Source organism: Natronoarchaeum rubrum (assembly GCF_024494695.1).
The window spans coordinates 254,622-272,920 of sequence record NZ_JANHDP010000001.1 but is presented as its reverse complement, the minus strand read 5'-3'; the positions used below and the strand labels follow the sequence as shown (position 1 = coordinate 272,920).

The following is an 18,299-nucleotide window of genomic DNA, read 5'->3' as shown; positions in this document are numbered from 1 at the left end:
AAGAAGGAATCGCGCAGTTCGGCGGAGCGTCAGGCCCGAACGGCGACCGGAGCGATCTGCGCGGTCGTGTTGCCGCCGGAGTCGTCGGAGCCGGAGCCGCCGTCGGAACCGGAGCCGTCGTCCGAACCGGAACCGTCGGTCTCGTTACCGCTGCCCGACTCGTTCCCGCCGTCGTACTCGCCGAGGTCGACGTCGACGGACTCGCCGTTCAGCACCGCACTCTCGGACACGGTCGTCGTCCCCTCGTAGGAGATGCTGGCGTTCGAGTTCCAGCCGTCGCGCTGGTAGTCCGAGCGCGAGACGTCGTCGCCGGCGACGATCGTGTAGTCGGTGGTCGCGTTCACCGCGCTGTCGGTGTAGCCGTCGGCGGGACCCAGCTCGTCGTTGGTCGCGTACGGCACGGTGACCGAGAACGAGCCGTCCTCGCCCGTCTGGACCGCCTGGGAGTACAGGAACGGCCGGTTGGCGTTGGTCTCCAGTTCGACCGCGACGACGACGGTCTGGTTGGGGTCGGCCTCGCCGGTCAGCGTCGCGCCGTCGACGCGCTCGAAGGTCTTGACCGACGACTCCATCTCCACGTTCTGATAGCCCTGCTGTTGGATCGCGAGCCCGGTACGCACGGACTCGTTGTAGCCCGTTGCGATGGGTCCGGTCGTCCGCCAGGAGAGCTGGTTCCCGGTGGGCAGGAAGCCGACCGCCGAGAACTCCTCGTTCTCGTGGACGAGCCTGTAGTTGCTCATGCTATCAGCGTCCTGGAAGTACAGCCGGTTCAGCGTCGTGTTCTGGAACGCCTCGGTCTGGACGTCGATCGTCCCGTCGACGCTCGGCGGCGAGGTCCACTGGCGGATGGCGCCGAACTTCTCGCCGGCCATCTGGCCGTCGATCATCACGTAGCGAGTGTCCTCACCCTCCTCTTGATCGGAGGCGCTGTTGGCGACCTCGCGGAGCTCTTCGGTGGTCATCCCGCTGATCCGTTCGTCGGTGTCACCCGACGCGGGCAGAGCGTCGAGCAGCAGGTTCGCGCGCTCCTCGGTCTGGGCCTGCAGGAACGCGCTCGCGGGGCGGGCGTTCTGCTGGAACGGGTTGGCGACTGCGGGCCGTTCACCTTCGACGGTGATCCAGTGGCCGTAGTCCCACCACGACATGACGCCGTAGGATCCAGCGGGATACGCGAAGTCGTCGGTCTGTGAGTAGCTACCGTAGTACGCGAACGCTTCATCTTCGCCCCCGTACGTTCCGGGTTCGGGGGTGTTGTCGTTCATCCATTCGAGACTGTCGTCCCAGGTCGTCACCTCGCCGGGGCCGCGGGCGTTGGCCTGCTGGTAGGCCGTGGCGCCGCCGGCGCCGAACGAGACCGCGAGCGGGAAGATGACCAGGACGATCGCGGCCGCGACCGCGAGCACCTGGTACGTCTCGATCTCCTCGACGCGGTCGAACGACGGGATGCCGAGGAGGCTCGTCGCGCCGCTCAGCGCGACGGCGTTCAGCACCGCCACGACGACGGCCAGGTAGTAGTGGAACCGGACCTGCGAGAGCGCCATCATCGTCGCGAAGACGGCCCAGACGGCCACCAGCAGGTGCTCCGACCGGTAGCGGTCGGGCGACGTCAGCGCGCCCAGCACGAGCCAGCCGAAGCCGACGATGGCGACCAGGTAGGTGAACCCGTAGCTCTGGAACATGTACGCCATCGCACCGCCGGGCTGGGAGAGCGTCGTCTGGGCCTCCTGGATGGTGAGCGCGGCGTCGGACTGGCCCATCAGCAGCGCTCGTTCGATCTGGGACCAGATCGTCCCGACCACGTCGGGGACGATCAGCATGCCGACGACGATCGCGGCCACGCCGATCGCGCCGACCGCGAGCGGGTACGACTGGGCGTCGCGATCCTGGCGCTCCCAGACGCGGGCGAGCCAGGCGAGGAACACGCAGCCGACCGCGACCGCGAGGGCGAGCGCGACGTGGAGCAGCGACATCGTGGTCGGGCCGGTGAAGCCGAACGTGTCGAGGCGGGGCAACAGGAGCACCGCGCCGACGGTCAGGCTGATCGCGCCGACGATCGCCACGTGTTCGGGACTGCGACCGTGGAGCACGTCGACGACGAGCGCGATCGTGAAGAAGGCGCCGAAGATGCCGACCAGCACGACGCCGGGCGGCCACGTCCAGAGGTACAGCGCCAGCGCGACGCCCGCGAGCACGCTCCACTTGAGCGTTCCGCGCAGGCCGCTCCAGTCGCCGTCCTGGAACTGCTCGAACACCGGCTTCTCGCGCTCGGCGACCGTCAGGGCTACCATCATCGCGAGCACGGCGATCGACTGGAACAGCACCTCGCCGACGTGGTGGTCGGTGAACCCGACGACCGAGCGCAGCAGGAAGACGCCGGGCAGCAGCGCCAGCACGAGGACGGCGAAGAGGCCGCCGATCCGATCGCTCAGGCGCTTGCCGATGAAGTACACCGGCACGGCGACGAGCGTCCCGAGCACCGCCGGAGCGACGGCAAAGAGGATCGCCGCCTGTCGATCACCGGGCGATCCGAGCCCGAGGATCAGGATCCCGGCGGCGATGAGCTGGTCGAACAGCGTCCCGAACTGTCCGGTGCTCGTCCCGAAGGGGAACTGGGTCCACGGGTCGAACGGCATCGTCGACAGCCAGTTGTCGACCGCGAACATCGTCTCGCGGTAGTGGTAGTAGGCGTCGTTTCCAATGAAGTACACCGAGTCGTCCCGGACGACCGAGTCGTACGACTGGAACCGCACCCACAGCATGTACAGCATCATCACAGCCAGCGCCGGGACGTGATACCAGCGCTGCGCGAGGTCGACGAGGGACTCAGAGGATCCGACGTCGACCTGTTCCGTGTCCGTACTCATCATCAACGACGAGTCCCATACGGAGAATAAGCCTTGTCATCTACGCACGGTCGCGGCGCGCAGCGCTTCGTGTGCCACGACGCCGTTTTGCCGCGGTAACGGCGCCGAAGACGCCAAAATAGAAACGGCCGACGCTGCTGTACCGACCGTTCGATCCGTCTCCGACTGGCGCGTATGACGCGAGTAGCTGCAACGAACCGGCGACTTGACGGGATATTTCTGACACGTACCGCGCGGGCGCGCCCGAGTGATCGCGACCCGAAGGCGGAACGCGAGTCACGTTCCGACGAGATCGCGCCACGCCCGCAGCGTTATCCGGATTGCGACGAAAGAGAGCGCATGAGCGAATTCCGCGGTGCGATCCTCGACGTCGACGGGACGATCGTGCTCGGCGACCGGTCGATCCCCGGCGCCGGCGACGCCATCGACGCGCTTCGGAACGCCGGACTCGAACTGCTCCTGTTCTCGAACAATCCGACCAAGCGCCAGGACCACTACGCCGAGCGCCTCGCCTCGCACGACATCGAGATCGACGCCTCGCGGTTCCTGACCGCGGCGACCGTCACCGCCGAGTACCTCGCCGACGCCCACGCCGAGGACGACCTACTGGTGATCGGCGAGCCGGGGCTGACGTCCCTGTTGCGCGAGCGCGACCTCGCCCTCGGCGCCGCGCCCGACGAGGCCGACGCCGTCGTGGGATCGATCGACCGAAAGTTCGACTACGATCAGCTCGCCAAGGCGCTGTGGGCGCTCGACGACGACGGCGTCGACTTTCTCGGCACTGATCCCGACGTGACGATCCCGTCCGAAGACCGTCTCGTCCCCGGCACGGGCGCTATCCTCGGCGCGATCTCGGCGGCCGCCGGCCGCGAGCCCGACAGGATTCTAGGCAAGCCCTCGGAGGCCGCGACCGAGGCCGCGCTGGATCGGCTCGGCGTCCCCGCAGAGTCGGTGCTGGTCGTCGGCGACCGGCTCGACACCGACATCCAGCTGGGCGAGCGGGCGGGGATGACGACCGCGCTGGTGCTGACGGGCGTGACCGATCGCGATGACGTCGCGGCGTCCGACGTGACGCCGGATCACGTCTTAGAGTCGATCGCCGACGTCGAGGAGCTGCTGTAACGTCGCTGGAGTTGTTCGCGCTCGCTGCGCGGCGGTGACGTGTTCGCCGCGTCACGTGGATCTGTGCTCACTGCGGCGTCGCCAGAAACAGCAATTTGGCTCTTTTGGGGACTGAATCAACCGTTGGGTAGCTGTGCTTATCAGCCGGGAGTAGCACCCAAAAACTTATTAATTAACGTAGGTGTCGCCATGGTATGAACCGTATATCTCGGCGTCGAAGTCTCCTCCGCGCTACCAGCGGACTCGCGATCACTGCTTTGAGTGGCTGTCTCCTTTTCGGGATCAGCGGGAGTAGCTCAAGGTTCGATCTTTCCATTAATGTGGCTGGGACGGAATTGCGGACGGCGTTCTCCCTTGACCAATCGGAACTATCTCCTGAACAGATGGGGATCATTGATGCATTACGCGAAAACGGTACGACGGTGGGGTACGACCAGCCCAGATTTGAGGATGGAGAGATTCTCCATCTCGATGGATCGTATCACCGTATTGTGGTTGCGGACACCGGGTCAGAGACGATTCGTCGTCCTGTCTTGAAAGTCGAGATGATCGATGAGAGCAAGATATCTGAGGACCCAGTTCCCTTGAGTAAATATGATGAATCCGCGTACAAGGTTGTTCACGAACCCGTTCTTGCAGCGCAACGGGTTGAAGAGGTAACACGACAAATTTTCTATACGGAAGCAACTCAGCCTGAGCAGTTACAGCCTAAACCCCAGTACAAATATGTCAAATACCAAGACGAGGTGTACCGACTGGAGGTTACCGAACAGGACATTGAGGCAGACCAGATCGAGTACACATGGGCTGACCTTCCGACGGACGAGACGTCTATCGAAGAAGCCATTCGTGACCAATATGAGATCCTCGATGTCGCTACAATGGATCTCTCTGCTGATGCACGGTCAATTCTCGAAGAAGCTATCAACACACCACCATACGAAGGTACAAGTCCGTTTTCAAATGCCGAAGAGGAACTACTTGAGGCCCTCAATACGAAGCAACAGGATGTCGGTACCGATACGCGGTGGATCGTATTTCAAGAGAGATTCTACCAAGCGCGCATCAACTGGTCACACAGCGACTAACATACAAAGGTGGGAGGCTGTATCTCAATAAAGGAGATCCAGATTTCCTGGCCTTCTTTAAGTCAAGTATCTACTACATGTGAGCCCTGTATCGACCGATCAGCCGCACAACCGCATCGGCTGCCAACGGTTTCAACAGGCCGACAAAAATCGATCGAGTCGTCGTGGTGCCGATCTTACCGAGCGTCGACGACGAGCACCGGGATATCCGTCGATCGCAGCGTCCGCTCGGTGACGCTCCCGAGCAGCGCGCGCCGGATGCCAGAGCGACCGTGCGAGCCCATCACGACGAGGTCGATGTCGTGATCCTCGGCGTACTCCTCGATCACCGAGTGCGGGCGGCCGGACGCGACGTGTTCGACGATGTCGATGCCGCGTTCGCGTCCCCGATCGGCGACGACGCGGGTCGCACCTTCCGCGCGCTCGCGGACTTCGTCCATCTCGCCCCAGTTGCCCTGCTCGATCCGGTCGAGCTGTTCGGGCCCGAGACTCAGGCTCATCGAGTCCGTGTCGACCACGTACAGCGAGTGGAGTTCGGCGTCGTAGGTCTCGGCCAGATCGAGCGCGTGCTCGACCGCCACCTCGGCGGTGTCGCTTCCGTCAGTCGGAATGAGGATTTTCTCGTACATGGGTCTTAGTCGTCCGCGGGCGCGTCACCGCCGTCGGTCGCCACGACGTCCTCGGCCGTTCGGTGCTGGCCCATCGGCTCGGGGCTGTGACACTGGCGAACGACGCGCTTGGTTTCCAGGTCCGGCTCCTCGGTCACCAGCGAAACGACGATGGTGACGACGAACACGACCGGGACGGCGATCAGCGCCGAACCGATCGCCGGGACCCACGTCTCTAGTGGCGCCGACAGCGGCGCCGAAACGCCGCCGAGGTAGTTCGGCAGCACCTCGTTGATCATCGGGATCGTCCAGACGATCAGGCCGGTCGTCATGCCGGCGAGCGCGCCGGGACGGTTCGTGTTCTCCCACCACATGCCTAGGAAGAACATCGGGAACAGCACCGCGCCGGCCAGCGAGAACGCGTACGACACCAGCGCGGCGATCGGCGCCGCGGGGTCGAGCGCGGCCAGCGTCGTGATGACGCCGAGCGCGATGATGCTCAGGCGGCCGACCAGCACCTGCTGGCGCTGGGTGGCTTCGGGGTTGATGATGTTCGTGTAAATGTCGTGCGAGATGGCCGAGGAGCCCGCGATGAACAGGCCCGCAGTCGTCGCGATCGCCGCGGCGATCCCGCCCGCCGCGATGAGGCCGACGAACCATTGCGGGAGGTTGGCGAGTTGGGCCGCCAGCACGACGATGACGTCGCCGGCCGCGCTCGTCATCCCCGGATCGCCGTACACCGCGCCGATCTGCTCGCCGTAGAGGTTAGTACCGAACGCCGCGAACGCCGGGGCGCTCCAGTACAGCAGGCAGATGAAGAACAGTCCCCACACCGTCGACCAGCGGGCGGTGCGCTCGCTCTCGACCGTGTAGAACCGAACCAGAACGTGTGGCAGCCCGCAGGTCCCGACGACCAGCGAGAAGCACGTCGCGATCCAGAGGTAGTACGGCTCGTTGACGAACGGCTCGCTGAACTCGGTGCCGAGTTCGGAGATCAACATTCCGTACTCGATCTGGGGCAGCAGCGTCGAGTACCCCTGCGTGAAGCCCGTGACGAACAGGCCGGCGAGGAACGCGACGATGAGGATGACGTACTGGACTGCCATGTTCTTGGTCGCGCCCAGCATCCCCGATATCGTCAAGTACCCGACCGTGATCGCCATCATGAACACGACCATCGACTGGTAGCCCGAGAGGCCGGGCAGGCCGATGTCGCCGAAGATGTACAGGCCGACCAGCCCCATGCCGCGGGCCTGTCCGATCGCGTAGACGAACCCGATCAGGAACGTCGTGATCGCCGCGATGGCCCGGGCGCCGTCGGAGTTGAAGCGGTCGCCGACGAAGTCCGGCGCGGTGTACTTGCCGAACCGGCGCAGCTGGGCCGCCATGAAGATCAGCAGGATGAAGTAGCCCGTCGTCCAGCCGACGACGAACGCCAGACCGTAGAAGCCCGACAGCGCGATCAGCGCCGCCATCCCGAGGTACGACGCCGCCGACATCCAGTTGGCGCCGATCGCCATCCCGTTCTCGACGTTCCCGATCGAGCGGCCGGCGACCCACATGTTCTCGGTGTCGGCCACGCGGAAGACGAAGCCGATGGCCAGGAACAACAGCAGCATCCCGAGCACGATGATCGCCGGCGCGAGCTTGAACGAGACGTTGAGCCCCTCCGGAAGCAGGCCGGACTGGAGCACGGCAGTCGGGACCGTCATTCCGCGTCACCTCGGTCGGTCCGCGTACCGCCGTCGGCAGCCGCGACGGATTCGTTGCTCGTCTCCTCGACCGTCGCGTGGTCGATACCGTACTTCTCGTCGAGCGCGTCGCGCTTGCGCGCGTACCACAGCGAGAGGATCAACGCCCCCGTCGGTGCGCCGAACGCGACCAGGAAGTAGTGCCACGGGAAGCCCAGCACCGGCATCTCGGTCGTCATGACGCCGGGAGCGAGCCGCGTCAGCGTCACCGGGCCGAAGACGACGACGGCCCAGATCACGAAGCCGGTCCAGACGATCTTGAGGTGATCGCGCATGAACGGCGTGCTCGGGTTCAGCAGATTCACTTCGCTGCTGAGGTAGTCGGTTCGTTGGTGGTCCTGTGCGGCCTGCGTCGCGACGCCGCCGTCGCTCGCGAGCGGCGCCTCGTCGTCGTCCGGATCGTGCGTAGATTCGTTTGCCATTGTTGGATACCGTGTGCGGTCGATCAGTCGCTCTGTACTTTCTGCTGGATGTCGTCGACGATGCCTGGATTACGCAGCGTCGACGTGTCGCCCAGCTCCTCGCCGTTCGCAACCTCCTCGAGGAGGCGCCGCATGATCTTGCCCGAGCGCGTCTTGGGGAGTTCCGGCGTGAAGATGATCTCTTCCGGACGAGCGATCGGGCCGATGGCGTCCTCGACGCCCTCGACGACGCGCTCGCGTAGCTGCTCGTCGCCCTCGGTGCCTTCTTCGGTGATGGCGTAGACGTACACCGCCTCGCCTTTGACTTCGTGATCGCCGCCCACGACGGCGGCTTCGGCGACGCCCTCGACGCCGACGACGGCCGATTCGATCTCCATCGTTCCCAGCCGGTGGCCCGAGACGTTCAGCACGTCGTCGATCCGGCCGAGCACCGTGATGAACCCGTCCTCGTCGATCTTGGCGCCGTCTTCGGGGAAGTAGATCCACTCGTCGTTCTCGGGGTCGGAGTACTCCGCCCAGTACTCGTTGATGAACCGCTCGTCGTTCTTGTACACCGTCCGGAGCATGCCGGGCCATGGCTTCTGGACGGTGAGGTGGCCAGCTTGGCCGGGCTCGACTTCGTTCTTGTTAGGATGGATCACCTTGGCGTCGATGCCGGGCAGCGCCGGCCCCGCTGAACCGGGTTTCATCTCGTTGATGCCCGGTAAGGTGGTGACCATCATGCCGCCCGTCTCGGTCTGCCACCACGTGTCGACGACCGGGCAGGACTCGTCGCCGATGTGTTTGTAGTACCACTTCCACGCGCGGGGGTTGATCGGCTCGCCGACCGTTCCGAGCAGGCGCAAGCTCGACAGGTCGCGGCTGGCCGGCCAGTCCTCACCCCACTTCATGAACGCCCGGATCGCGGTGGGCGCCGTGTAGAAGATGTCGACCGCGTTCTGCTCGACGATCTCCCACAGGCGATCCTTCTCGGGGTAATCGGGCGTCCCCTCGTACATCATCGTCGTCGTGCCCAGCGCGAGCGGGCCGTAGACGATGTACGAATGCCCCGTGATCCACCCGATGTCGGCGGCACACCAGTACGTGTCCTCGGGCTTGATGTCGAGGACGGACTGGGCCGTCCAGGCGACGTACGAGAGGTATCCGCCGGTCGTGTGTTTCGCGCCCTTCGGCTCGCCGGTGGTGCCCGACGTGTACATCAGGAACAGCATGTCCTCGGCGTCCCGGTCGACCGGCTCGACCCGGGCGCCGTCGTGGGTGTCGACCAGTTCGTCGTAGTCGTGCTGGTTGTCGGCCAGGTCGTACGGAAGTTCCTCGCCGAGTCGATCGACGACGACTACATCTTCGACCTCGTGCTCGACGCCCGCGAGCCCCTCGTTTGCCTTCTCGATGTGGTCGAGCGCGTCGCCGCGGCGGTAGTAGCCGTCGCAGGTGACGAGATACTCCGAGTCCGCCGAGTTCATGCGCGTCGCGAGCGCGTCCGCCGAGAAGCCCGCGAACACCACCGAGTGAGGCGCGCCGATGCGGGCGCAGGCCAGCATCGCGATCGGCAGCTCCGGGATCATCGGCATGTGCATCGTCACGACGTCGTCCTCCTCGACGCCGAGGTCGCGCAGCGCGGCGGCGAACTCGTTGACCTCCCGATAGAGGTCCTGATACGTGTACGTGCGCGTCTCACCGAGTTCGCCCTCCCACTTGATCGCGGCCTGGTTCTTCCGGCCGTTCTCGACGTGCCGGTCGACGCAGTTGTACGCCGCGTTCAACTCGCCGCCGACGAACCACTCGTAAAACGGGGCGTCCTCGTCGTCGAGCACCTCGTCCCACTCACTCTCCCAGTCCAGCAGGTCGGCCGCCTGCTCCCAGGCGTCGGGCCAGTTCTCCTCGAACTCCTCGTAGATCGCCTCGTCCGAGACGTTGGCCTGCTCGACGAACTTCTCGGGCGGCTCGAAAGAGTCCTGTTCCATCAGTCGCGCTTCGAGTTGTACGTCCGGATCGCTACCGTCTCCCATGATACGAGCTAACTATAATCTACGTTAATGGTAAATCAGGCATCTAGCTGTACTAAACTGTTGGAAATTCTCACTGCGTTTTTTATCAGATTGGCAAAACCCGCTGACTGCGTCCGGGTCCGGGTCGAGTAGTGCCGCTCCGACGGCGTCTGCCGAGCGACCGTCCGCCGCTCTCGCGCCCCGCAGCGGGCACTCCGGGATCGGTCGCGGTTGCGACGCGACGCCAGTTCTAGGTGTTTAAATTTCGCCGCTGCGCGTCGCGGTCACTCGCCGCCGACCGATCCCTCGAAGAACGTGTCGAGCAGGGCGCGCTGGCCCTTTCGGAGATGGTTGTGCAGCGTCGGCGAGGAAACGTCCATCGAGTCGGCGACTTCCTCGGCCGTCGAACCGCGCGGCCAGTCGAAGTACCCGGCGTAGTAGGCCGCTCGCAGCGTCGCCTCCTGACGATCGGTCAGCTCGTCCTCGACGCCCTCGCGGAACTCGCGGACGGTCCGGACGGGCCGCTCGGTCTCGCGCTTCCCGACGAGTTCGGTGGCGGGAAACGCCGTCCGGAGGCCGTCGACGACCGCCCGGAGGTCGGCGTCCTGCGCGACCTCGGCGACGAGGTCGGCATCGCCGTCCTCGAACACCGCGTCGGTGATCGTCGCACCGTGGGCCGCCAGCGTCAACAGCGGCGAGTCGCCGACGACGACGAACTCCAGCAACGCGCCGTCGCCGTGGGTCTCGACCAGCCGGACCTCCTCGACGCCGCGGTGTTCGACCGCCCGATCGAACACGTCGCCCGGCGGAGCGCCTTCGACGGTGACGTGAAACAGCAGCGACGACGCCGAGACGGGAACGATCGATTCGAGGACGAACGCACAGTCGAGATGCTCGGACGCGTCGACGAAGAAGGCGCCCTCGTCGCGACAGCGAAACTCCAGTTCGACGGCGGCGTCCGACAGCAGGAGGTTCCGGCGCTGGATCGCCGTCAGCGCGTGTCCGATCCGCCGACCGAGCGCGGCCAGTTCCGACCGCTCCCACTCCTCGGGCGCGCCGCGATCGGTCGCGACCACGAGGACGCCGTAGGTCGTCTCTCGATGGGAGAGCGGGACGGCCGTCACCGCCTCGGCGTCGGTCGAGTCGGCGTCTTCCCGAGGATCGTCAGCGACGATATCGGCGAGCGAGCCGTCCATCTCGGCCTCGCGAACGGCGTCGTCGCGGACCGCCTCGATCCACGGCGGGGCCGTCGACCGCTCGTCGAACTGCTCGGCCAGCGCGTCGACGGCGGGACGGTCGATCCCGGCCAGCGCGGTCGGTGTCGGCCGCTCGTCGGTCAGGTCGCTGGTGGCGATCCACGCGCCGGCGTACTCTTCGCCCCGCGCCAAGCGCTCGCAGACGGTCGCCTCCAGCTCGTCGCGGTCCGACGCCGACAGCACGGCGTCGTCGACCGCACGGATCCGATCGCCGACCTCGGTCCGGCGCTCCAGTCGCTCGGCCCGTTCGCGCAGTTCTTCGGCCCGCGTGTCGCCGTCGGACGACGCCGCCTGGGCTAGATCGCCCTCCCCACCGTCGGACGGCGTAGCCCGGGACGCATCGTCCACTTCGGCGTCGGCGTCCGAGAGCTCGGCCGCGATCGTCGCCTCGTCGACCGCCCCGAGGACCCGATCGAAGCTCTCGAAGCTCTCCCACCCGCCGACCGACAGCACGACCCGGGGATCGACGCCGTCCTCGACGAGCAGCGTCCGGGCGAAGTGCGCACGGAGGTCGACGGGGGTGACGTCCGCGAGGCGGCCGTCGCCCGACCGGTCGGCCGCCCGACCGGCGACTTCCGAGACGAGCATCTGGACCCGCCGCGGCGAGACGCCGATCACCGGCTCGTCGGCGTCGATCTCGTTGCTCTCGACGTACCGGTCGAGCGATCGCCGCAGGTCCGCGGAGAGGTAGGCGATCCGGTCGCGCTCGCCCGACGCGGTCCGGACGTCGAGCAGGGCGCCGGACGACCGGTCCTCCGCCGACCGGACATCCTCGGGCCGTAGCCGGACCAGTTCCGCCGTTCGAAGGCCGGCCTCGCCGATCAGCCGGACGACGAGCGCTTTCCGGTAGGTCTCGGCGCTCTCGACGAGCCGCCGGTACTCCGGGGCCGACAGCGCGCCGTCCTCAGCGCTCTCCCGCGCGAGTGCGCTCATCTTTCGTGATAGTCTGCAGGGGCGAAGTTAAGCGTTCGCGTTGCAGCAGTCGTCTCAAAACCGTCAAGAATCCCGTGACGGAGAGAACCTGCGGGCCGATCCGGGCGGTATTTCGCCGACGTCCGAATCTGCGAAACCGATCGTCGCTACTCGTCGCGGACGGCCGATTTCAACTCGCCGACGATCTCGGGGTTCCGGAGCGCGCTGGTATCACCGAGCGGCTCGCCGCGGGCGACGCTCTGGAGCAGCCGGCGCATGATCTTGCCCGAGCGGGTCTTGGGCAGTTCGGTGGTGAAAACCACCCGCGAGGGCGCGGCGAACTCGCCGATCGAGCGCTCGACGTTCTCGACGATCCGACGCCGGAGGTTCTCGTCGCCGGTGCGGCCGCTCTCGGTGCTGACGTACGCGAACACGCCCGAGCCGTCGTCGTCCGTTCCGACGACGACCGCGGCCTCGGCGACGCCCTCGACCTCGACGATGCTCGATTCGAGTTCCATCGATCCCAGCCGGTGGCCCTCGACCGACAGCACGTCGTCGAGTCGGCCCAGCACCGTGACGTAGCCGTCCTCGTCGACGCGCGCGCCGTCGCCGGCGTCGTAGCGCCATCCGTCCTCGGTTTCGGTCCAGTACTCGGAGACGTAACGGCTGTCGTCGTCGTGGAGCGTTCGGACCATCGCCGGCCAGGGCCGGGTGATCGTGAGATAGCCAGCAGAGTCGTCCGGCACCGGCTCGCCGGCGGCGTCGACGACCTGCGCGTCGATGCCGGGCAGCGCCGGTCCCGCGGAACCGGGCTTCATCTCGTCGACGCCGGGCAGCGTCGCGATCATCATCGCGCCCGTCTCGGTCTGCCACCACGTGTCGACGATCGGGCACTCGCCCCCGCCGACGTGCTCGCGGTACCACTCCCAGGCGCGGGGGTTGATCGGCTCGCCCACGGTGCCCAGCAAGCGCAGGCTGGAGAGGTCGTGGCGCTCGGGGTACTCTCTGCCCCACTTCATGAACGCCCGGATCGCCGTCGGCGCGGTGTAGAACACGTCGACGGCGTTGCGCTCGACGATCTCCCAGATGCGGTCCCGATCGGGGTAGTCCGGCGACCCCTCGTAGAGCATCGTCGTCGTGCCCAGCGCCAGCGGCCCGTACACGATGTAGGAGTGGCCCGTGATCCAGCCGATGTCCGCCGAGCACCAGTACGTGTCCTCCGGACGCAGATCGAGGACGGCGCGGCTGGTCCAGGCCACCTGCGAGAGGTATCCGCCGGTCGCGTGTTCGACGCCTTTCGGCTCGCCGGTGGTGCCCGACGTGTACATCAAAAACAGCAGGTCTTCGGCGTCCCGCGGCACCGGCTCGACCTCGGCGCCGGTGTGGTCGCGGAGGAGATCGTGGTAGTCGAGCGAACCGTCGTCGACGTGCGGAAGGGCGTCGCCGAGCCGATCGACCACCACGCTGGTCACGTCGTGGTCGACTTTCAGCAGCGCGTCGTCGGCCTTGCTCTTGAGATTGAAGGCGTTCCCACGGCGGTAGTAGCCGTCGCAGGTCACCAGATACTCCGAGCCCGAGCGTTCGAGTCTGGTCCCGAGCGCCTTCCCCGAGAGCCCGGCGAACACGACCGAGTGGGGCGCGCCGATCCGGGCGCAGGCCAGCATCGCGATCGGCAGTTCGGGGACGACGGGCATGTAGAGCGTGACCACGTCGTCCTCCTCGACGCCGAGGTCGCGCAGCGCGGCGGCGAACTCGTTGACCTCCCGATACAGATCCTGATACGTGTAGGTGCGCGTCTCCTCCAGTTTCCCCTCCCACTTGATCGCAGCCTGGTTCTTCCGACCGTTCTCGACGTGCCGGTCGATACAGTTGTACGACGCGTTCAGCTCGCCGCCGACGAACCACTCGTAGAACGGGGCGTCCTCGTCGTCGAGCACCTCGTCCCACTCGCGCTCCCAGTCGAGCATCGCGGCCGCTCGCTCCCAGCACTCGGGCCAGTTCTCCCGGAACTCGCGGTGGACGTCGGAGTCGGTGACGGCGGCGTCGGCGACGAACGACTCGGGCGGCGAGATCCGGTCGGGGCCGTCGAGGCGCGCCTCGAGATCCGACCTGTCAGTCATTCTCATGGTACTCCCCCGCGCGAGAAAATAAGTGTTCTCCCGAAGCGGTCGCCCGCCGGCGATCCGACGCGACCGGGACGACCGCGAGCGATGCCCTCAGACGGACGCGCGCGTCTCGGCGGCGCAGTCCGCGTCCGCGGCGGTCAGCGCGGCTTCGATCTCGTACGTCCCGGGAGATGGTGCGGGCCAGTCGCACTCGACCGTCAGCGTCCCGTCCGGGGCGATCGTCTCGGTGCCCAGCACCTGCGCAAACGCGCGTCCCTCCCCGTACCGCCAGACCGTTTCGTCGCCGTCGCGCGCGACGAACTCGGCGCGCTGGGCGTCGCCGAACGAGAGCTCGACCGGCTCGTCGCCCTCGTTCCGAACCGTGAACCGCAGCGCGACGCCATCCGCGGTCGCGTCGGCGTCGAGCCGAGCCGCCAGCGCCATACGCAGTCGTCGGCCCGGCGCGACGTGACGTTTGGGACGAGACGGGAGACTGACCGGCCGAGCGCGCGAGCCGCCGAGCGGAGGGCATTTATCGGACGCATGCCTACCGACGGGCGATGCAGGTGGTCGGCTACGAGACGGCGTCGGCGCCCGACGAGGACGCCGCGCTGCTGCTCGCGGAGGGCGACGGCGGCGTCGAGCGTCGGCCGCTGGCGCCGGGCGACGAGCTGGCCTACCGCCTCGACGATCGCCACTGCGCGGGGACGATTCACGACGGCGGCCACGTTCCCTGCGACGCCGATCGGGCGCCGTACTGCGACGCCCATTCGAGCACCTGGGTGTGCGCGCGCTGCACCGGCACGTGCCTGAAAGACGAGATGGACTGCTACGAGGAGCACGCGGTGTATCTCGCGGCGTTCGCGCCCGACATCTTCAAGATCGGCGTCACGCGCTCGTGGCGTCTCGACACGCGGCTGCGCGAGCAGGGCGCCGACCGCGCCGCTCACCTCCGGACGGTGTCGAACGGTCGAATCGCCCGCGAGATCGAGGCCGAACTCGCCGCCGATCTGACCGATCGGGTGCGGGTGCCCGACAAGGTCGCCGGGCTCCACCGCGCGGTCGACGCCGACGCCTGGGAGGCGGTGCTCGACGAGCTCGATCACCTGGAGACGTTCGCCTTCGACTACGGACTCGATCTCTCCGTCCAGCCGGTCGCCGAGACGATCGCCTCCGGAACGATCAGGGGGACGAAGGGGCGCGTGCTCGTGCTCGAATCCGGCGGGAGCGAGTACGCCGTCGACCTCCGGGATCTGGTGGGCTACGAACTGGAGCCGGGAAAAGTGGAGCGCGAACTCCAGGCGAGTCTCGGGGCGTTCGGGGAGTAGCTGGCTATTCTGAGCGGCCGCGGTCTAATCGAGCCGGAGCGTCAGGTCGCGGTCGGCGAGCAGTTCGCGCATCCGCGCGGCGCCGGCTTCCGGCTCCCACTCCGAGAATGTGTAGTGACGATAGGGATGGGTAAGCCAGGAGTACTCGCGGTGGGCGTACAGCTCGACGACGCCGGTCGCCTCGCGGACGAGCGTGACGTGGAGTTGCTTGTCGGCGAGGGGCGACTCGCGCCGGACCCAGCTCCCCGCCGAGAGTCGGCCGTCCGCGCGGCGCTTGAGCGACGCGATCGGCTCGCGCTCGAACTCCATGTCGCGGAGCGTCTCGCGGATCGCGTCGAGCGAGCGCGACACCGTTCCGACGTACTCGGCGGGATCGAGCGTACAGATCGCGTATCCGCCGAGCGGTTCCTTGATCCGGTGGAGCGCCGGTAGAACGCGGCGTCGAAGCCGGGTGACCCGATCGACCGGGGCAGACCGTGACTGGGTGTCGGGGGAGTCGGGCGTGCTCACGGATCACAGACTCCGCCGATCCCACAATAACGTTTCGACGAGTCTCTCCGTGCGTGTACGGCCGTCTCGGGACCTCTCGTGAGCGATACCGACACCGGACGCCGGGGGTGGAATCCCGGTGACCCAAAGAGTTACTGTCAGCACAGCATACGATCACTCGTGAAGCAATCGAGCTATCGGTACCTCGGGCTGCTCGACCTGCTGCTCGTGGCGGCGCTCGTCGGCCTCTTCGGCCCCGTGGCGCTCACGGAGAGCGTCGCCGTGCCGGGAATGGCGGTCGCCGGCGCGCTCGCGCTGCTGGCCGGGACGGTCGCGGAGCTGTCGGTGGGGCCGGTCGTCGTCACGTGGCGCCATCTCATCGGCGCGTCCTACGCCGTCTTCGCGCTGGCGGTGCCCAGCATCTACGCGCCGTCGGTGCTCGCAGGATCGGCCGGCGGAGAAGAACTTCTGCTGTTCGTCGCGGCGGTCGGCGGCGGATTCTCGCTGCTGTTCTACGGCGTCGACGTCGCCCGCGACGGCCGCCACTTCGAGATCGACGCCGACGTCGAGCGGGCGATCGGCCGGTGAGCGTCGGCGCCGAAAGTCGGTCCGAGAGCGGGGCCGTTCAGCCCTCGTAGCCGGCGTAGTTCATCAACTTCGAGAAGATGTCGGTGTCCATCGCCGACTCGTAGACGATGCCGCCGACCATCCCGCCGGGGTAGAAGTTCTTGTTCATCGCGTGGCTGACCTTGTGACAGTGCATCAGGTAGATGCCGGGATCGGCGTCGGCCTCGAACTCGACGGTCTTGCGCTCTGCGGGCGCGATGTTGACCACGTCCTGCTCGTACTGGGCGGCCTCGGGGACCTGCGATCCGTCCTTCTCGACGATCCGGAAGCGGTGGTTGTGCGTGTGGATCGGGTGGCTCATGTACCCGTTGTTGGCGAAGTGGATGCGGACGGTGTCGCCCTCGGAGACGATCACCGGCGAGCCGTCTTCGGGGTGAAGGGTTCGGGGCGCGGACTTGCCGTTGATCGTGAACACGTCGGGATCGCGGTTGCGCGGGCTGTAGGAGACGTCCTCGCCGGCGAACTGGCGGTTGAGCCGCGAGTCCCAGTCTTTGAGCGTCATGAACAGCTCCCGGTCGGCCGGCTCGTACCCCTTCGGATCGACGCGGAAGAAGCCGTACATCCCCATGTCGATGTGGCGGTGGGTCTGATAGTGGCAGTGGTAGAGGTGCGTGCCGGGGACGTTCGCGGGGATCTCGTAGGTGTGTTTCTCGCCGGGATCGACGCGAATGCCCGTCGTCGTCGGGACGCCGTCGTTCTCCCAGGTCTTGCTGACGCCGTGAAAGTGGACGGTGTGGGGCATGTCGCCGTCCGTGTTGTCGAACGTCACCTCCATGTCGTTGCCCTCGGTCGTCCGGAGGATCGGACCGGGGACGCTGGGGTCGCGGTCGTCGGCCTGGAACGCCCACACGCGGGGGAGCTCGACGGGACCGCCCATCGTCTCCATCGGGTGGGGCTGGTGGACGGCCGTCTGCGAGCTGAGCGTCACGCTCCCGCCCTGCTCGTCGACCTGCACGACCTCCGGCGGCGAGGTCGTCGGGAGGTCCGCGGCCGCCGACTGCTGGGCCGGGGTCGCCGAGTCCTGTGCCGGGGCCGTACAGCCCGCCAGCGCCAGTGCGCCGGTACCGCCGGTCGCCGCCACGAACTCGCGCCGAGAGATGTCCGATCCGGGTGCGCCGATGTTGTCGCTCATTGTGTACACCTCGACGTAAGAAGACCCAGAATATAACGGGGAAAACTGGTTCTCAGCGCGTGGGAACGTTGCGAACATGTTCGGGTGGGATGTCGGGCGGCCGGTCGAATCGCTCGAGAGCCCGGTAAGGCCGGCTTTCTGGCACTCAGACCATGAACACTGGCCGATCCGTCGATCTCGTGACCCGATCGGCGACGCTCCCGACGCGGTTCGTCCGCTGGTGAGAGTGGCCCTGAAAGCCGATGACGATCACGTCGGCGTCGATCTCGTCGGCGTACCCGACGATCTCCGCGTCGGGACGTCCGTGGCAGACCTCAGTGACCGTCGCGACGCCGTCATCGTCGGCCCGTTCCGCGACATCGTCGGTGAGATCCTGTCCGCGCTGTTCGAGTTCGTCGAGCACGATCTCGGCGCTGCTCAGCGCGGGTTCGCCGTACCGGCTCGTGTCGACGACGTACATCGCGTGGACCGTCGCGTCGTACTCGCGGGCCAGCGAGAGCCCGTGTTCGATCGCTCGATTCGCCGGGTCGCTGCCATCCGTCGGAAGCAGTATTGTCTCGTACATCGGATCACCTCGTGCGTTCGTACCACGACGTCCCTGAAGTAC

General features: G+C 66.7%; 15 protein-coding genes. 4 read left to right on the top strand and 11 right to left on the bottom strand.

Annotation, left to right across the window (positions count from 1 at the left end; genetic code table 11):
* Positions 1 to 29: 29 nt before the first annotated feature.
* Entirely contained in the window at positions 30 to 2,864 is a 2,835-nt protein-coding gene (locus NO931_RS01490; RefSeq protein WP_256390853.1) for an oligosaccharyl transferase, archaeosortase A system-associated, read from the bottom strand.
* A 339-nt stretch (positions 2,865 to 3,203) separates the two neighbouring features.
* Here NO931_RS01490 and NO931_RS01485 point away from each other — a divergent pair, with 339 nt between their 5' ends.
* On the top strand, positions 3,204 to 3,986 hold the full coding sequence (locus tag NO931_RS01485; RefSeq protein ID WP_256390852.1) for an HAD-IIA family hydrolase: 783 nt from the start codon (positions 3,204 to 3,206) through the stop codon (positions 3,984 to 3,986).
* A gap of 194 nt (positions 3,987 to 4,180) precedes the next feature.
* Positions 4,181 to 5,074 carry a hypothetical protein gene (locus NO931_RS01480; RefSeq protein WP_256390851.1) on the top strand — a complete coding sequence of 298 codons (894 nt, stop codon included), beginning with the start codon at positions 4,181 to 4,183 and terminating at the stop codon, positions 5,072 to 5,074.
* Positions 5,075 to 5,250: 176 nt separating this feature from the next.
* Here NO931_RS01480 and NO931_RS01475 read toward each other — a convergent pair whose 3' ends face one another.
* From NO931_RS01475 to NO931_RS01445, 7 genes are all read right to left on the bottom strand, one after another.
* Entirely contained in the window at positions 5,251 to 5,703 is a 453-nt protein-coding gene (locus NO931_RS01475) for a universal stress protein (RefSeq protein ID WP_256390850.1), read from the bottom strand.
* A gap of 5 nt (positions 5,704 to 5,708) precedes the next feature.
* The gene (locus NO931_RS01470) at positions 5,709 to 7,394 is read right to left on the bottom strand and encodes a VC_2705 family sodium/solute symporter (RefSeq protein ID WP_256390849.1); all 1,686 of its coding nucleotides are present in this window, start codon (positions 7,392 to 7,394) and stop codon (positions 5,709 to 5,711) included.
* Positions 7,391 to 7,855, bottom strand: coding sequence for a DUF4212 domain-containing protein (locus NO931_RS01465; protein WP_256390848.1), 465 nt, complete (start codon positions 7,853 to 7,855; stop codon positions 7,391 to 7,393). The genes NO931_RS01470 and NO931_RS01465 overlap by 4 nt, the downstream gene beginning before the upstream one ends.
* Before the next feature lie 23 nt (positions 7,856 to 7,878).
* Positions 7,879 to 9,864 carry an acetate--CoA ligase gene (gene acs / locus NO931_RS01460; RefSeq protein ID WP_256390847.1) on the bottom strand — a complete coding sequence of 662 codons (1,986 nt, stop codon included), beginning with the start codon at positions 9,862 to 9,864 and terminating at the stop codon, positions 7,879 to 7,881.
* A 263-nt stretch (positions 9,865 to 10,127) separates the two neighbouring features.
* Positions 10,128 to 12,032 carry a bacterio-opsin activator domain-containing protein gene (locus NO931_RS01455; RefSeq protein WP_256390846.1) on the bottom strand — a complete coding sequence of 635 codons (1,905 nt, stop codon included), beginning with the start codon at positions 12,030 to 12,032 and terminating at the stop codon, positions 10,128 to 10,130.
* Between the two features lie 146 nt (positions 12,033 to 12,178).
* On the bottom strand, positions 12,179 to 14,137 hold the full coding sequence (gene acs / locus NO931_RS01450) for an acetate--CoA ligase (RefSeq protein WP_375142014.1): 1,959 nt from the start codon (positions 14,135 to 14,137) through the stop codon (positions 12,179 to 12,181).
* 90 nt (positions 14,138 to 14,227) lie between these two features.
* Positions 14,228 to 14,560 carry a BsuPI-related putative proteinase inhibitor gene (locus NO931_RS01445; protein ID WP_256390844.1) on the bottom strand — a complete coding sequence of 111 codons (333 nt, stop codon included), beginning with the start codon at positions 14,558 to 14,560 and terminating at the stop codon, positions 14,228 to 14,230.
* A 116-nt stretch (positions 14,561 to 14,676) separates the two neighbouring features.
* Between NO931_RS01445 and NO931_RS01440 the strand changes: the two genes are divergently transcribed.
* Complete coding sequence (locus NO931_RS01440) at positions 14,677 to 15,444, top strand: DUF2797 domain-containing protein (protein WP_256390843.1); 768 nt, start codon at positions 14,677 to 14,679, stop codon at positions 15,442 to 15,444.
* A gap of 24 nt (positions 15,445 to 15,468) precedes the next feature.
* Here the strand turns inward: NO931_RS01440 and NO931_RS01435 are convergent, their stop codons facing one another.
* The gene (locus tag NO931_RS01435) at positions 15,469 to 15,954 is read right to left on the bottom strand and encodes a hypothetical protein (protein WP_256390842.1); all 486 of its coding nucleotides are present in this window, start codon (positions 15,952 to 15,954) and stop codon (positions 15,469 to 15,471) included.
* A gap of 159 nt (positions 15,955 to 16,113) precedes the next feature.
* Between NO931_RS01435 and NO931_RS01430 the strand changes: the two genes are divergently transcribed.
* A complete protein-coding gene (locus tag NO931_RS01430; RefSeq protein WP_256390841.1) occupies positions 16,114 to 16,521 on the top strand; it encodes a DUF7994 family protein in 408 nt (135 codons plus the stop codon).
* A gap of 37 nt (positions 16,522 to 16,558) precedes the next feature.
* Here NO931_RS01430 and NO931_RS01425 read toward each other — a convergent pair whose 3' ends face one another.
* On the bottom strand, positions 16,559 to 17,692 hold the full coding sequence (locus tag NO931_RS01425) for a multicopper oxidase domain-containing protein (protein WP_256390840.1): 1,134 nt from the start codon (positions 17,690 to 17,692) through the stop codon (positions 16,559 to 16,561).
* A 145-nt stretch (positions 17,693 to 17,837) separates the two neighbouring features.
* Positions 17,838 to 18,257, bottom strand: a complete 420-nt coding sequence (locus tag NO931_RS01420; RefSeq protein WP_256390839.1) for a universal stress protein — start codon at positions 18,255 to 18,257, stop codon at positions 17,838 to 17,840.
* Between the last annotated feature and the right edge of the window lie 42 nt (positions 18,258 to 18,299).

Bases quoted from the DNA above. Each gene is read 5' to 3' on its own strand.
- NO931_RS01445 (WP_256390844.1), bottom strand. From the start codon at position 14,560: ATGGCGCTGGCGGCTCGGCTCGACGCCGACGCGACCGCGGATGGCGTC.
- NO931_RS01480 (WP_256390851.1), top strand. From the start codon at position 4,181: ATGAACCGTATATCTCGGCGTCGAAGTCTCCTCCGCGCTACCAGCGGA.
- acs (WP_375142014.1), bottom strand. From the start codon at position 14,137: ATGAGAATGACTGACAGGTCGGATCTCGAGGCGCGCCTCGACGGCCCC.
- NO931_RS01465 (WP_256390848.1), bottom strand. From the start codon at position 7,855: ATGGCAAACGAATCTACGCACGATCCGGACGACGACGAGGCGCCGCTC.
- NO931_RS01425 (WP_256390840.1), bottom strand. From the start codon at position 17,692: ATGAGCGACAACATCGGCGCACCCGGATCGGACATCTCTCGGCGCGAG.
- NO931_RS01485 (WP_256390852.1), top strand. From the start codon at position 3,204: ATGAGCGAATTCCGCGGTGCGATCCTCGACGTCGACGGGACGATCGTG.
- NO931_RS01470 (WP_256390849.1), bottom strand. From the start codon at position 7,394: ATGACGGTCCCGACTGCCGTGCTCCAGTCCGGCCTGCTTCCGGAGGGG.
- acs (WP_256390847.1), bottom strand. From the start codon at position 9,864: ATGGGAGACGGTAGCGATCCGGACGTACAACTCGAAGCGCGACTGATG.
- NO931_RS01475 (WP_256390850.1), bottom strand. From the start codon at position 5,703: ATGTACGAGAAAATCCTCATTCCGACTGACGGAAGCGACACCGCCGAG.
- NO931_RS01455 (WP_256390846.1), bottom strand. From the start codon at position 12,032: ATGAGCGCACTCGCGCGGGAGAGCGCTGAGGACGGCGCGCTGTCGGCC.
- NO931_RS01490 (WP_256390853.1), bottom strand. From the start codon at position 2,864: ATGAGTACGGACACGGAACAGGTCGACGTCGGATCCTCTGAGTCCCTC.
- NO931_RS01440 (WP_256390843.1), top strand. From the start codon at position 14,677: ATGCAGGTGGTCGGCTACGAGACGGCGTCGGCGCCCGACGAGGACGCC.
- NO931_RS01420 (WP_256390839.1), bottom strand. From the start codon at position 18,257: ATGTACGAGACAATACTGCTTCCGACGGATGGCAGCGACCCGGCGAAT.